Here is a 14,736-nt window from a genome sequence, read left to right on the forward strand (position 1 = left end):
TTAGAGAAGTTATTATTAAGTATAGAGAATAGTGTTAGAAATTTCGACTAATGAAACTTTTAACCAAAAGTTTGGTTGTAATGTTATTACGCCATACTATCGGTTTCTAGTTATACTTTATCATATGACGAAGTGATTTCATTTCTGTATTCATTCGTCTAGGTGTTGGAATAACGAAGAGAGAGAATTTGCTATTATATATAGTGATGTTCTTTTCATATCTTCATTATATAGGAGCTAGAACTAGGAGAGGAGAGAGTGAGAATGCAAGAAAGTAGTACAACAAAACAGGAGATTAATAATGAAGAAAAAGAGCGCCATCACTGGCAGTATTGTGCAGCATTTACAAAGGTTCTTTCCGATCCTAGTACTTCTGCCCATAACGTAGAGGTATTTGGATGTAATGCTTCTACGTTATGTGCGAATACAGTACAATAATTATTCTTGAAAATTTTCCCATGATTGCTTAGCTATTGACTCGTCGAATGTTGATAGTAGTCGATAGTTGTTTGTATCTAAAATTCGAAAATGCTGACTAATGACGTTTTGTTGTAGACGATAACCTTTGTACTCGCTAAGATTTTTCCACCATATGTATCCACCCATCGTCTTTTCCTTAGGATATAATGTTCCGTTATTAGCAATTAAGTCGACAACCTCAAGTGGGTCCCCGCCAAGCTCATGCTGTAAAATTGAGCTTTCTCGGCATAATGCACAAACTGCAACCGTTGTAGTCCAGCCAGTATGAATACGACCTTTTTCAATTTGAACAAGTGTTTTTTTAGAGAGTCCTAGTAAATCACTCATCTGATCCTGTGTTAAGTCTTTTTCGGTACGGATTAATTTCAGTTTTTCCGAAATAAGTGTGATTAATTGTTCACGATTCATCCAAACACCCTTTCTTTCAGATAATTAAATACTATTATACATGAAAGTGGTATGAGATGTTTTTTGTTTCGAGGGTGACTATGGTTAAATATCGGGGAAAGTGCTGAATATTTGAAACGTAAAAAACAGTAAAAAACAGACTATCCGCATTCTATTGATTGGACAGTCTGTTAAATATTTAAATCTCGTATTTTTTCGTGTCAGAAATAACGCGGAAATGGATACCTTTAATTTGAGCGCTTACTTTATGACGTAGTGTATCAATATCTACTAGCTTATCATTTTCATTGACACATTCTGAAATCTCTTGTAATAGCTTCGTAAATGCCTCTTTGAAGAGTAAACGCATATTATCAAAATCTAGGCTACGGAAGTTTCCGTCAATATCAAATGCCTCAACAGAATTTAATTGCTTTGAAGCACCAGCAAAACGATCATCGTATACTGTGTAGTTTTCATCTGTTACTACGATAATATATAATACTTCGCCTGTAATTGTTTTTAATTCAATGTTAGTTTTGTGTTTTTTGACGTCGGTAATGATATGAATACCGTCCGAATGATATAGTTTAAACAATTTCATATGTTTTGCCCCCTGAAAATAGAATCATATCCATATATTTATTATATATGGATATGCCTAATAATGGAATAAGAAAAAAGTATTTGGAAAAACTAGAATAGTCCCATTTGAATGATACTATGGAGTTAAAATTGTTATAAACTATTAAGAAAACCATATCAGTCAGAATACGCCTCTAATACAGTAGGCACAATATTGCGAAGGGGACGAACTTCGATGTAATGAATACGATGGCCTTGCTGCTCATAAATACTAAATATATAAGGGGCCAACTCAATATTTTTAGTTGCTTTAATGCCATTATTTACTGTTAAAAACCAACCGCCCAATGTTTCGACTTCATCTGCTTCAAGTGTTACATTTAATAGTTTTTCAACATCTTCAATGAGAATTTTTGCGTTTAAAATATAGTGATTGTCACTTACTTTTCGGATTTCTGCAATTTCATCATCATCAAACTCATCGCGAATCTCACCTACTATTTCTTCTAAAATATCCTCGACTGTTACAAGCCCTGATGTCCCGCCGTATTCATCCATTAAAATAGCCATATGAATTCGCTCTTTTTGCATACGCATAAGTAATGCTTGAATAGGAATCGTTTCAATTACTCGTATAACAGGATTAATGAAATCTTCAAGGATTAATGAATCGTCTGTAAGTTGCTCAAGCAAACAGTGTGTAAACAATTCCTTAACGTTGATAAAGCCTAAAATATTATCACGATCACCATCATAAACAGGATAACGAGTATAATTTTCAGCGGCGATAAAATGAATCATATTTGTAAAAGATTCATTTTTTTCAATGCCAACAATCTCTGTTCGAGGAACCATAATTTCACGAGCAATACGTTCATCAAATTCAAAGACATTATTCACAAACTTTAGCTCTGTTTTATTGATTTCACCACTTTCAAAGCTTTCAGATAGCAGTAATCGTAATTCTTCCTCAGAATGTGATAACTCATGCTCTGAAGCAGGCTTCATACCAAATAGGCCAATTAATACTCGAGCTGAGCCGTTCAAAAACCAGATAAATGGATACATCACTTTATAAAACAACATAATAGGTTTGGCAAAATGGAGTGTAATCGTTTCAGCCTTCTGAATCGCAGCAGTTTTTGGTGCCAACTCCCCGACGACAACATGTAAAAATGTTGCGATGGCAAAAGCACTACCAATTGTAAAAATCGTCATATACTTATCTGAAATGCCTATCAAGTTAAATAGAGGGTGGAGCATAAATTCAAATGTTTTTTCTCCGACCATCCCGATACCAAGCGCTGTTACAGTAATACCAAGTTGACAGGCAGATAAGTACTCGTCTAAATGATTGACAACATACTTTGCAGATACGGCCCTTTTATTGCCCTCCGCAATTAATTGGTCAAGCCTTGATGAACGTACTTTTACAATAGCAAACTCCGTTGCTACGAAAAAGCCAGTTAAAGCTAATAAAATTGTAAAAATTGATAAGTTGAGTATGGTCTCCAAATAGTCGTTCTGTATGAACAGAACGTCACCTCCTAATTATGAATAAGTAAAAGTAAAGATTGCATGAGTGCAATGCTTTCGGGAGAAACATTTTTTTTTATTTTTTCAATATTTTTGTTGTCTTGTTTGTTTATTTGTTCAAGTAAAGAAGTTACATCCTGCTCTAGGTCTTGCATTTTTACACGTAGCATTTGTACATCAATTTCTTCATGTGGAGTGATGTTTAGTTCATGTTGGATATCAATGAGTGAAAGACCTTGCTGTTTGCGTTGCTCGATATAATGAAGTCTTTCGATCATTGCAGAAGCATAGTAGCGATAATTGGATGCAGAACGTTCTGCTTCTAATAAGCCGATGTTTGTATAATAATCGATTGTTCTTTTTGTAATGCCTGTTTTTTCTGCAAGCTCGCCAATTTTTAATCTCTCTGTCCCAATGGAAACACCTCCAAACCATCACGTGATACTTTGATTATAACTTGTTGGTTTTGAAAGTTTCAATTAGGAGAGTCCGATATTTCAAAATTGTAAGATTTTTTTCGGACTTATTTGCTGAAGAACACCGAATAGACTTATAACAGAGATGCGCTTGTACATCTACTGCCGCTGCTCTTTCGCACAAAAAATTCTGAAGTTTCGTTTTCGCTATAAACTAAAAGTGGTTGGAGTGAGGCTGTGCGACTCCTTGGGGTTCGTCGGACTTCCCCCTTGCAAGCACCCAGCCGTAATTCTTTATTTGTTTAAGATTGTTTTCTCAAAGATTATTTTTTTCACTTGCAGGTTAGGTGAAGAAAAATTGGAACATCACACCATTCCGTTCGTCTTACTATAGATTGGATTATTAAGATTAAAAGGGGAGGATAATGTGTTGTATGAATTTAATCGTAGAGTATGAAAAGAATAACAATGTATGCAATAGTATCTATCGCATACATTGTTATTCTTTGCTCAAGTGTTTTTAAATGATTCGATTCTTTTGCACCCTCTTATTCTTCTTTTGTCATTGTACCTTATATAATTTTATTTCCTTCGCCATCTAAAGAACTGCCACCGGGCGAGATTATTTTAGGCGCAGATGTTATATTTATATTTTGGATATCAACAATACAATTTTTTATTATGAGCTTATTAACAGTCGTTTAATATTTATTCCACAGACTATTTAAGAAAAGATATGTAGTAATAGCAACGATCTTTTAGCAAAGAATAAAAAAACAAGCTCATATATTAAAATTTGCTACCGATAATTTAAATAATGTCAATCGTTACAGTGAATATGGAGGTTATTATGAAGAAAGTATTCAAGCTCATCACTATATTGCTCGCGGTAGTCCTTGTTTTTTTTCTTTGCCTACACTTACTTATCGTGTCTCAAGGCAAAAATACTGCGATAGAAAATGCAGATTACCTCATTATTTTAGGTACACGATTATCGGGGGATCAACCGTCTAGTCTGCTGTTCGAGCGCATTACGACTGCAGCTGCATACTTAAAAGAAAACGAACATACAATTGCAATCGCTTCTGGTGGTCAGGGGCAGGACGAAATTGTGTCTGAAGCTTCTGTAATCAAAGAATCATTAATGCAATTAGGTATTGATGAACAACGAATCATCACCGAATCCAATTCTACTCGCACTCTTGAAAATTTTCAGTATTCAATGGATTACATAGACAAAGATTCCACAGTTGTAGTTGTTACAAACCGATTCCATCTATATCGAGCCGAATCCATTGCTGAAGATTTAGGACTTAACGTTACCGGCTTACCAGCTGCAACACCATCAGAATTTCGTATTAAGTACTACTCCAGAGAATATTTAGCTATCGTGAAGTATTATTTAGAAAAAATACATATCCTCACCTAGCATCACAGAATAACAGTCTAGAAAAAGCTGCAACTAGACAATAACACTAACAATTAAACAAACGGGGAGCTTTAGTTAAATTTTCGATTCGCGATATATTAGAACAAAAAGACAGAATTTAATCTAGACGTTTTGTAGATTAAATCTGCCTTTTTTAAAAACAATCTTTGAGGAAACAGCCTTGTTTAAAAGCTACGGAGCTTAATTTTGTAAATATGTATCATATAGGTGATGAAGAGCATCTTCGCCAGTCATTTCTAGAATCGTTTCGTCATTAAAAATAAGTGTTACATTTGTGAGAGCGCTATCAATTTTATTGTTGTTAATAGTGCATATAACCTTTACTACACCTGTTTCTGCTAGTTGTTTTTTCTTCGTATCATCCCACGGTTGCTCAGAAAATAGTGGTGCTTTCCAAGTGCCTCTCACATGAAGCTCACTTTTTTCGGCGTCATAATCCCAGCGTACGTCACGTAAAATAGTTTTAAATAGGTCATTAACCGTAAAAGATGTATCTTTATAGTTAATGGCAATTGCTCGTACAGCATGTACATCACGACTAACTGCACTGGCTGCAGTTTCTGCTGCTGAATTTATGCCTGAAACCGCGTCTTTAATTTCTGATAATCGATTACCACAGCCAGTGAGCAACGCGCAAAGACATGTTATACAAGCTACCTTTGTCATCCATCTCACAAGTAGTCCCTCCAGTTTTGTAAGTTGATACTACTATATTAACGAAAAGAAAACCATGAAGAAAGGGCATGGAGGCGGCAGATTGTGACGGTTTTGCAACTATGCGAAATCCGTTAGAATATTCGAGAAATTGGAAGTTCAAGTATCTGAAAATTCAGTGAAAAACTAAGGGAAGGGAGCGGTTTGTGATGAAGATTAATGATGAATTACTTGAGCGATTAGGGACTTATTTTGTTTACCATGCTGTTTATGAAAATTATGGCATTACCTTTGAAAATTTTGTGGAGCGTTGGTTACGAGGGATACTGGATGTATAAAAGAAGAAGAGTCGTGTTCAATACATGAACACGACTCCATTTGTTTATTTAAAATAATTTGTGATAAAATGGTTGGCTTCTTGCCAGTTATAAACACGTACGACATTGTCTGGAACAGCAAGACGATTATACGGAGTATCAAATAATACAACCGGTATTTTTAATTCCTCTGCAAGCATAACCGCATTATCATGCTTATCTTCAAAAAATGCATCAACACCATGTTTTTTTGCTACGGAAATTTTATCGTGACTACCGATGAGCTCGATATGATCATACGGAATAGATCGTGATTTAAACCAATTTACCGTAACATCTGATACATTCTCACCACGAGCAGAGATGTAATAAAGTTCGTAGTTTTCTTTCCACGTATTTAAAATATCTTTCGCATCTTTAGCTGCTTCCGAAACTTCATACATAAATGGTTCATTTTCTTTAAACCATGTATTAAATGCTACACGATCAACAGGGTGAGGAAATGCTGATAAAAAATCATATTCGCACACATCGTCGAGTGTAATATTTAGATTGTATTGTTTATTGATATGTGGAATGAGCGTACTAGGACATGTTACTGTTCCATCGATATCAATACCAAAGCGAGGCTTTTTCATACTAGCACCTCCTTAGGCGTTCGCTTTTTCTGCTTCTTCAGCAGCGCGTTTTTCTACCATTTCAGCTGCTAATTTATCGATTTCTTTTTTCAACTCTTCTACCATTGTTTCTTCAGGCACTTTACGAACAGTTTTGCCCTTCATAAATAGTAAACCTTCACCACGAGCACCAGCAATACCGATATCGGCTTCACGTGCTTCACCAGGACCGTTTACCGCACAACCAAGAACAGCTACTTTTAATGGTACATTAAGTTTAGAAATATATTCTTCTACTTCATTGGCAATTGAAATTAAATCAATTTCGATACGACCACAAGTTGGGCAAGAAATAAGTGTTGCCATATTAGAAGCAAGACCGAATGATTTTAATAGCTCGCGTGCTACTTTAACTTCTTCGACAGGGTCTGCAGATAGTGAAATACGTAACGTATTACCAATACCTTTTGATAGGATTGCGCCAAGGCCAGCTGCTGATTTTACCGTACCCGCAAATAATGTACCTGATTCAGTAATTCCTAAATGCAGAGGATAATCAAAGGCTTTAGCCGCTTTCTCATAGGCCTCAATCGCTAGATTTACGTCTGATGCCTTCATTGATACGATAATATCGTGGAAGTCCAAGTCTTCCAAAATTTTAATATGGTGAAGGGCAGATTCTACCATACCGTCCGCAGTAGGGTAACCATATTTTTCTAAAATATGACGCTCTAATGAACCAGCGTTTACCCCGATACGGATTGGAATACCTTTAGACTTAGCTGCATTAACAACAGCTTCTACTTTTTCCTTACGCCCAATATTACCTGGGTTAATACGAACTTTATCGATACCATTTTCAATTGCTTTTAATGCTAATTTATAGTCAAAGTGAATATCAGCTACTAATGGAATATTGATACGTTTTTTAATATCTGCTATCGCATCAGCTGCACGTTCATCTGGTACTGCGACGCGAACGATTTGACAGCCTGCTTCCTCAAGACGAAGAATTTCTGCTACTGTTGCTTCGACATCATGTGTTTTTGTTGTACACATACTTTGAATGAATAATTCATTACTACCACCTATTGTTAAATTACCGACACGCACGGGACGTGTATTTGTACGGTGACAAATTTCACTCATTAACTTTCTCTCCTTTTCGGGCCATACTTTCGACCGTCACTGACATTTATTTTAGCAGTGTAAGAAAATAAGGACAAGGAAGAAACGTTAACTTTTCATTTTCCGCATTTGTTTTCAAATTCAAATGACAGAGGAAGCTTAATATTTTCACCAGGAATAAGAGCCTGTAATTGTAAGTGTGGATTTAATTCATAAAATAGTTGTAAGCGTTCAGGGAAGGTCATTGGTACTTTGGCGGGATGAAGTGCAAATAAACTGTGAATGGAATCGCCTTGAATAGTCTGTACAGTAATATAATTTGGCTCTCGCTGCTTCTCACAAAGGGCTTTTTCAGTATCTTTCGGATAAATGGCAGCAAGGTGTAATGAACCTTCTGTTAAATCTACTTTCACAACAAAAGCAAAAATAATAATGATAGCTGTTAACACAAAAGCACGCAAAAAATCCCCTCCTTTTCTACACTATATTTAGAAGAGAGGGAATTCATGCATATTATTTTATGTTTGGTTGTTTTGGATATTTTGTGATGGCTACGATTAGTAGAGTTACAGTTAAAAATAAAGAAAAAACAGAGATAATTGTACTGTTAATCGATAGATAATCTGCTAGCATACTTATTAGAATTGCCCAAGTCATGGCAAATGTCGTAGTACGCCAAATGTGACGGTATTCACCGCGACGTTTCATGACTTTTAATATCAGGAGACCTGCTAAGGCATAGAGAGCAATTTGTGCAAAAATAAGCATCGTTGTAAAAACAAAAAGCATAATGAATGTCACGGGATACAATACCCATTTAACACCTTCTATGTATTCAGTAATACCATTTAAACTATTCATATCAAATGTATCAACAGACATTCCGGCCGTAAAACGACCAAAAGAGAAAACTGTAACAACAGTAATTAGAAGAAAAGTATATTGAATGACTTTTCCGATAGGTAATAAACGATAGGCAGCAAGTTTTTTTGGATGAATTAAGCTATCGATAAATAGTTGTGAGTGTTTCATAAGCGTATCTCCTCCAATCGCTATTCTACCATGTTCAACTTTGACAAGATATGAAATAAGTAATAATAACTGAGAATACGATGATGAAATGTTAATATTGTGTAAAGAAGTTAAAGGTTTTCTTTACTTTTTCTAAACTATCATTTAAAGATTAGGAATAGGGAAGTAGAGATGTAGGAATTGGAGCGAATACAATTGACAATAGATTGGCAAAGCATACTGTTTCAATTTTTAGGCGGTTTAGGAGTCTTTTTATTTTCCATTAAATTCATGGGGGATGGGCTTCAAAAATCAGCAGATGATCGACTGCGTGAATGGTTGAATCGTTTTACAACAAATCCTTTAATGGGTGTGTTAGTGGGCATAATTGTGACGATTTGTATCCAGTCGAGCTCTGCAACGACGGTGATTACGGTTGGGCTAGTGAGTGCAGGTTTTTTAACATTACGTCAAGCAATCGGTGTCATTATGGGGGCAAATATTGGAACGACCATAACCGCATTTATTATTGGTATTAATATCGGCATATATTTTTATCCGTTATTGGCGCTAGGTGCAGGGTTGTTATTTTTCTTTAAGAAAGCGACGTATCAGTATATCGGGCAAATATTGTTTGGATTCGGGGGATTATTTTTAGGATTAGAGTTAATGAGTGCAAGCATGCAATCACTCCATCAATTAGCGGACCTAGCATCATTAACTCTTCATCTCAAGAATCTGCCCATTGTAGGGATTTTTCTAGGGGCAGTTTTTACATTGCTTGTCCAAAGCTCAACAGCAACTGTCGGTGTGCTACAGGGCTTATATGCTGAGCACTTGATTGGCTTAGATAGTGCTTTACCTATTTTATTCGGTGAGAATATAGGCACGACCATTACAGCAGTATTAGCTTCACTGGGTGCTTCTATATATGCTAAGCGTGCAGCGGCGGCACATGTACTATTTAATATTATAGGAACGATCATTTTCATGGTGTTCTTTACACCGTTTATGCATTTCGTTCAGTGGATTAGTGGGCTATTCCATTTAGATGCGAAAATGCAAATAGCGCTTGCGCATGGCTCATTTAACATAATTAATATGATGATTCAGCTACCATTTATCGGAGGGTTGGCTGCACTTGTCACGAAGCTAGTTCCTGGGCATGATGGAAATATTGATGTGACAACGAAGCATTTAGATCCATCATTCATTGATTCCTCTCCGGCGATTGCACTCGGGCAAGCGAAGGAGGAAGTGTTACGTATGGGGGAGCATGCACTGCATGGTTTAGAAGAAACATTTTTATATATGAAAACGGGTGAAACTGCTCATATTCCTACAGTTTTACAATTAGAAGTAGCGCTCAATCATTTAGACAAGGAAATCACGAATTATTTAGTGATGGTGTCTAAGCAACCACTTTCTCGAGCAGACTCAGTAAGACACCATACACTGCTAACAAATGTACGAGACATCGAACGTATTGGCGATCATTTTGAAAATATTTTAGAGCTTTTACAATATAAAGATCATCATGAGGTAAATTTAAGTAAATCAGCACGACAAGATTTAATAGGCATGTTTAGCTTGGCGATTGAAGCTGTACGAAAGAGCATAGCGGCTCTGGATACAGCCAGTTTGAGTTTGGCGCAGGAAGTTACGGAGCTCGAAAGCTTGATAGATGATATGGAAGATAAACTAAGACAAAAGCATATTGCGCGCTTAAATACGTACGAATGTAATGGAGCGGCGGGAATCGTCTATACGGATATCATTAGCAATTTAGAACGTATAGGAGACCATGCTGTAAATATAGCTGACTCTATTTTAGGAATTAGACATTAAATCAATTGCGCCTTGGCGTTATTGTAGCTGACGCTTTGCTTTCGCTACAGGAAAGATTTGTAGCTGACGTTGCACTTACGATACAAACGAAAATAACTGAAACCAATAGCTTTGTAAATCCGTAAAGTAGGCAATGCACGATAAAAGGAGAGAATTTTCATGGAAGTTGTTGGCTGGATCTTAGTGATTGCCTGCTTTATCATTTCATTTGTTGGATTGGTATACCCGATCATTCCAGGTGTGATTTTTTTAATCGGTGGTTTTTTAGTATACGGATTATTTTTTTCATTTGCGGAGCTAAGCTGGTTGTTCTGGGCGACTGAAATACTATTTGTTGTCATTTTATTTGTTGCTGATTCTGTAGCCAATGCCTTTGGTATTAAAAAATTTGGTGGTTCAAATGCTGGTATGTGGGGGAGTACCATTGGTTTATTAATTGGTCCGTTCGTCATTCCGGTTGTAGGTATACTAATCGGTCCATTTTTAGGAGCTGTGATTGCAGAATTAATCGTTGAGCGTCGTACATTTGGAGAGGCTGTGAAAAGCGGTGTTGGCTCTCTTGTTGGCTTCTTAACATCAACACTTGCAAAAGCAGTCATTCAAATCGTTATGATTGTCGTGTTCTTTATAGCGATATAATTTCCTCCGATAGTTAGCTATTTAAATTCTTTCAGCGGGTGTCAAAACATCCGTTGAAAGAATTTAAAAGCCTGAGGCGGATGTCACTCCTTTCCAATTCCGGCCGTAATTATGCCGAGGCATAATTGCTAAAACAACAGGGTAGTATAGTAATCGTATTGGCTTTTCAGTCAAAAGGCTGAAATCTTCAATTTGAAGTATTTTTCGTTGAATGGTTTGACCAATTTTGATAATCTAAGAATGTATTAATTATTTCTTTATTTTAGGGAGGAACTTAACAATGGCTTACAAATTACCACAATTAACTTACGCTTATGACGCATTAGAACCACATATCGATGCAAAAACAATGGAAATTCACCATTCTAAACACCACAATACTTATGTAACAAACTTAAACGCAGCAGTAGAAGGCACTGAATTTGCTGAAAAAGACATTAACGATCTTATCGCAAACATTGATGCTCTTCCAGCTGACAAACAAACTGCTGTACGTAACAACGGTGGCGGACATGCTAACCACTCATTATTCTGGGAAGTAATCGCTCCAGGCGGTTCAAAAACTCCAGTTGGCGAAGTTGCAAAAGCAATCGATGCTAAATTCGGTTCTTTCGATGCATTCAAAGAAGAATTTGCAAAAGCTGCTACTACTCGCTTCGGTTCAGGCTGGGCTTGGTTAATCGTTGATGGTGACTCAGTTGCTGTTACATCTACTCCAAACCAAGACTCTCCAGTTATGGAAGGTAAAAATCCAGTCCTAGGCTTAGACGTTTGGGAGCATGCTTACTACTTAAACTACCAAAACCGTCGTCCAGATTACATCGGTGCATTCTGGAACGTAGTAAACTGGGATGTAGTAGAAGCTAAATTCCAAGCTGCAAAATAATTAATTTTTATTAAAAGGCTATGTCAAAGGTGATAAATCACCGAGGCATAGCCTTTTTTGCTGCTTTTTTAATATAAGATGGAGGTGAATGCCCCAACACGCCGAAGGGGAGGGAACGATTGCCGCTACGTTTGGAGTGCTTCAAATTGTGGCTCACCCCACAATAAAAAACTATTTTTCTAGCAATCGTTAAAAAACAGAAACTTTTTATCTTAAAGTGCCGTCAAATAAATGATGTTTTCAATCATTAATTCTCAAGTGCATGCTTTCCTGTTACCTTCGAAATGGTATACTAAATATCGTGTATTTAAATTGTAATTAGATGAGGAGGGGAATACATATGCGCAAAGCACCGGGAAAAAATCGCGCGACGAGTGTTAAAGCAAAACATCACTCTAATTTAACATTTCGTATGAATGTCCTTTTCTTTGCTATATTTCTCGTATTTTCAATGCTAATTTTTAGACTTGGCTATATGCAAATTGTAAAAGGGGAAGATTATGTACGCGATTTAGAGCGTAAAGAGGAGGTAGCTGTCAATACAAGTGTGCCAAGGGGACGAATGTATGATCGATACGGGCGTATTTTAGTGGATAACCAACCAGAAAACGCTATTACGTATACAAAAATGTCGACGACAAAAACAAAGGACATGGTAGACATAGCCGAAAAGCTGGCACAATTGATTGAGCAGCCAACAAAACGTGTTACATTACGTGACAAACAAGATTTTTGGATTATAAAAAATAAAAAAGCTGCCTATGCAAAAGTAACAGATAAAGAAAAAAAGAAAATTAGGGCACAAGAAAATGTAACGGAAAGTCAAATCAATGCACAAATAGATAAACTTGTTCGTGAACGAATCACAAACGAAGAATTATTGCAATTGACAGACAAGGACATGGAAGTATTAGCAATCTACCGAGAGATGGTATCAGGCTACAATTTATCACCGCAAATTATTAAGAGTGAAAATGTGTCTGCCGATGAATTTGCACTTGTCTCTGAGCGTTTAACTGAACTACCAGGCGTTAACACAACAACGGACTGGAAGCGTTTGAAATTATCATCACTTGCTATTTTAGGACGTACAACAGTACCAGCAAAAGGAATTCCGAAAGAAAAGCTGAATTATTATTTAGCTCGTGATTATTCACGAAATGACCGTGTTGGTGAAAGTTATATTGAAGCGCAGTATGAAGATTTACTGCAAGGACAAAAATCAGTCGTTAAAAATATTACGAATAGAAAAGGGCAGGTAGTCGATACCGTTACGACTTATGAAGGCGAGCCTGGTAAAGATTTAAAACTTACACTTGATAGTGAGTTACAATTAGAAACAGAAAAAATTGTCAAGCGCGAATTGCTTAACTTAAAATCAAGAGGGGGTTCATATTTACTTGATCGTGCCTTTTTAGTCATGATGGACCCAAATACAGGCGATATTTTAGCAAATGTTGGTATGAAGATTGAGAAAAATCCTGAAACAGGGAAAAATGAAGTCGTCGATTATTCGTATGGTACCTTTACAACAGCTTATGAGTCTGGCTCTGCAGTTAAGGCAGCAACTGTTCTTACCGGTTATAATCAAGGGGTTATTTCAATGGGTACTTATCAGGGAGATGAACCTATCGTATTAGCTGGGACAAATCCAAAAGCGTCAATTTTTAACCGAAGTGGATATATTTCGATGAATGACTTAACAGCTCTAGAACGTTCGTCAAATGTTTATATGTTTAAAATTGCTATGCTTATGAATGGAACACCGTATAGCTATAAGATGCCACTTCGCTTAAAGGATGATACATTCCCGAAAATGCGTAATAATTTTGCGCAATTTGGCTTAGGTGTAAAAACAGGTATTGACTTGCCGAATGAATTTAGTGGTGTACAGGGGCCATCTGGTCCAACGATGGGTGGTAAAACACTCGACTTGGCAATTGGACAGTATGATACGTATACACCTTTACAATTGGTACAATATATCTCGACAATCGCAAATGGCGGTTATCGTATTCAGCCACATATTGTGAAAGAGGTACGTGAGCCATCAAATGATGGGCAACAGTTAGGTCAATTAGTGACTGAAATAGGACCAACAATTTTAAATCGTATCGATAATCCTGTAGAAGAAATTGATTATGTGAAAAAAGGGTTACGCCTAGTTTATACAGGTTCGCAAGGTACTGCGCGAGCTCAATTTGCAAATACTCCATATACTGCGGCAGGGAAAACAGGAACAGCTGAGGTAGTGTATTTCGGACCGTTAAAAGAGTATTATGGTACGGATACACTTACTTTTACACATGTTGGTTTTGCTCCTTATGAAAATCCTGAAATTGCCTATGCTGTTGTCATTCCATGGGCAACAACTGGTCGTGAGCATTTGCCGAATAATAACATTATCGCTCGCGATGCTTTAGACAAATATTTTGAGTTAAAAGCAAAATATCAAGCTGAAAAAGTGACTGATAGTAATGTAAAACAACCAATTTTACCAGCTATTTCAAAAGACAAAATTGGTGAAGATGAGCAAAAATAAGAGAAATCGCTAGTGCATTTACATGCCTAGCGGTTTTTTTGTATCTTTTGAAAACCCCTTGCTATGCGAGGGGTTCCAAATGGATAATAAAAGTTTAGTAAACGTGTGTCAGTTTAACAAAACTGTCGATTGGTAAAAGGGGATATTTTTGTTCATACAATGTTAACAAAAGCTAATATTTATTTAGAATGTAAACTGAAAAATGGTTATGAAAACTTCTGTATACAGATACCTAATACC

Annotated in this window: 16 protein-coding genes; 7 read left to right on the forward strand and 9 right to left on the reverse strand. The window is 36.5% G+C overall.

Annotated features, from left to right (window positions below; genetic code table 11):
* Positions 1–264 precede the first annotated feature (264 nt).
* Positions 265–438: a hypothetical protein gene (locus tag ACIQZA_RS07305; protein WP_185903519.1), complete on the forward strand. Its 174-nt coding sequence runs from the start codon at positions 265–267 to the stop codon at positions 436–438.
* On the opposite strand, the gene ACIQZA_RS07310 is transcribed toward ACIQZA_RS07305, so the two are convergent.
* From ACIQZA_RS07310 to ACIQZA_RS07325, 4 genes are all read right to left on the reverse strand, one after another.
* Positions 439–888 carry a helix-turn-helix transcriptional regulator gene (locus ACIQZA_RS07310; RefSeq protein ID WP_402880882.1) on the reverse strand — a complete coding sequence of 150 codons (450 nt, stop codon included), beginning with the start codon at positions 886–888 and terminating at the stop codon, positions 439–441.
* Between the two features lie 178 nt (positions 889–1,066).
* Positions 1,067–1,471, reverse strand: coding sequence for a hypothetical protein (locus ACIQZA_RS07315; protein ID WP_402880880.1), 405 nt, complete (start codon positions 1,469–1,471; stop codon positions 1,067–1,069).
* A 158-nt stretch (positions 1,472–1,629) separates the two neighbouring features.
* Entirely contained in the window at positions 1,630–2,967 is a 1,338-nt protein-coding gene (locus ACIQZA_RS07320) for a hemolysin family protein (RefSeq protein ID WP_402880878.1), read from the reverse strand.
* A 32-nt stretch (positions 2,968–2,999) separates the two neighbouring features.
* Complete coding sequence (locus ACIQZA_RS07325) at positions 3,000–3,404, reverse strand: MerR family transcriptional regulator (RefSeq protein WP_403009875.1); 405 nt, start codon at positions 3,402–3,404, stop codon at positions 3,000–3,002.
* An 817-nt stretch (positions 3,405–4,221) separates the two neighbouring features.
* On the opposite strand from ACIQZA_RS07325, the gene ACIQZA_RS07330 reads away from it, so the two are divergent.
* Positions 4,222–4,833, forward strand: coding sequence for a YdcF family protein (locus tag ACIQZA_RS07330; RefSeq protein WP_400936331.1), 612 nt, complete (start codon positions 4,222–4,224; stop codon positions 4,831–4,833).
* Between the two features lie 201 nt (positions 4,834–5,034).
* Here the strand turns inward: ACIQZA_RS07330 and ACIQZA_RS07335 are convergent, their stop codons facing one another.
* Positions 5,035–5,520 (reverse strand): hypothetical protein, encoded by a 486-nt coding sequence (locus tag ACIQZA_RS07335; RefSeq protein WP_402881195.1) that lies wholly within the window; start codon positions 5,518–5,520, stop codon positions 5,035–5,037.
* A 194-nt stretch (positions 5,521–5,714) separates the two neighbouring features.
* Here ACIQZA_RS07335 and ACIQZA_RS07340 point away from each other — a divergent pair, with 194 nt between their 5' ends.
* A complete protein-coding gene (locus ACIQZA_RS07340; RefSeq protein ID WP_255505234.1) occupies positions 5,715–5,846 on the forward strand; it encodes a hypothetical protein in 132 nt (43 codons plus the stop codon).
* Positions 5,847–5,890: 44 nt separating this feature from the next.
* Here ACIQZA_RS07340 and ACIQZA_RS07345 read toward each other — a convergent pair whose 3' ends face one another.
* The 4 genes from ACIQZA_RS07345 to ACIQZA_RS07360 all read right to left on the reverse strand — a co-directional run bounded on the left by ACIQZA_RS07345 (position 5,891) and on the right by ACIQZA_RS07360 (position 8,602).
* Complete coding sequence (locus tag ACIQZA_RS07345) at positions 5,891–6,463, reverse strand: 5' nucleotidase, NT5C type (RefSeq protein WP_142509805.1); 573 nt, start codon at positions 6,461–6,463, stop codon at positions 5,891–5,893.
* A gap of 12 nt (positions 6,464–6,475) precedes the next feature.
* Positions 6,476–7,591 carry a flavodoxin-dependent (E)-4-hydroxy-3-methylbut-2-enyl-diphosphate synthase gene (ispG, locus tag ACIQZA_RS07350; RefSeq protein WP_402880877.1) on the reverse strand — a complete coding sequence of 372 codons (1,116 nt, stop codon included), beginning with the start codon at positions 7,589–7,591 and terminating at the stop codon, positions 6,476–6,478.
* Positions 7,592–7,686: 95 nt separating this feature from the next.
* The gene (locus ACIQZA_RS07355) at positions 7,687–8,031 is read right to left on the reverse strand and encodes a hypothetical protein (RefSeq protein ID WP_402880875.1); all 345 of its coding nucleotides are present in this window, start codon (positions 8,029–8,031) and stop codon (positions 7,687–7,689) included.
* Between the two features lie 52 nt (positions 8,032–8,083).
* Positions 8,084–8,602, reverse strand: a complete 519-nt coding sequence (locus ACIQZA_RS07360; RefSeq protein WP_402880873.1) for a DUF1189 family protein — start codon at positions 8,600–8,602, stop codon at positions 8,084–8,086.
* A gap of 195 nt (positions 8,603–8,797) precedes the next feature.
* On the opposite strand from ACIQZA_RS07360, the gene ACIQZA_RS07365 reads away from it, so the two are divergent.
* The 4 genes from ACIQZA_RS07365 (at position 8,798) to ACIQZA_RS07380 (ending at position 14,496) form a co-directional block, all read left to right on the forward strand.
* Positions 8,798–10,429, forward strand: coding sequence for a Na/Pi cotransporter family protein (locus ACIQZA_RS07365; protein WP_402880871.1), 1,632 nt, complete (start codon positions 8,798–8,800; stop codon positions 10,427–10,429).
* Between the two features lie 159 nt (positions 10,430–10,588).
* On the forward strand, positions 10,589–11,068 hold the full coding sequence (locus ACIQZA_RS07370) for a DUF456 domain-containing protein (RefSeq protein ID WP_142509800.1): 480 nt from the start codon (positions 10,589–10,591) through the stop codon (positions 11,066–11,068).
* 280 nt (positions 11,069–11,348) lie between these two features.
* On the forward strand, positions 11,349–11,954 hold the full coding sequence (locus ACIQZA_RS07375) for a superoxide dismutase (RefSeq protein WP_402880869.1): 606 nt from the start codon (positions 11,349–11,351) through the stop codon (positions 11,952–11,954).
* 340 nt (positions 11,955–12,294) lie between these two features.
* A complete protein-coding gene (locus ACIQZA_RS07380; protein WP_402880867.1) occupies positions 12,295–14,496 on the forward strand; it encodes a peptidoglycan D,D-transpeptidase FtsI family protein in 2,202 nt (733 codons plus the stop codon).
* The last annotated feature ends 240 nt before the right edge of the window (positions 14,497–14,736 follow it).

Source organism: Lysinibacillus sp. NPDC096382, assembly GCF_044762845.1.
Lineage (GTDB): Bacteria > Bacillota > Bacilli > Bacillales_A > Planococcaceae > Lysinibacillus.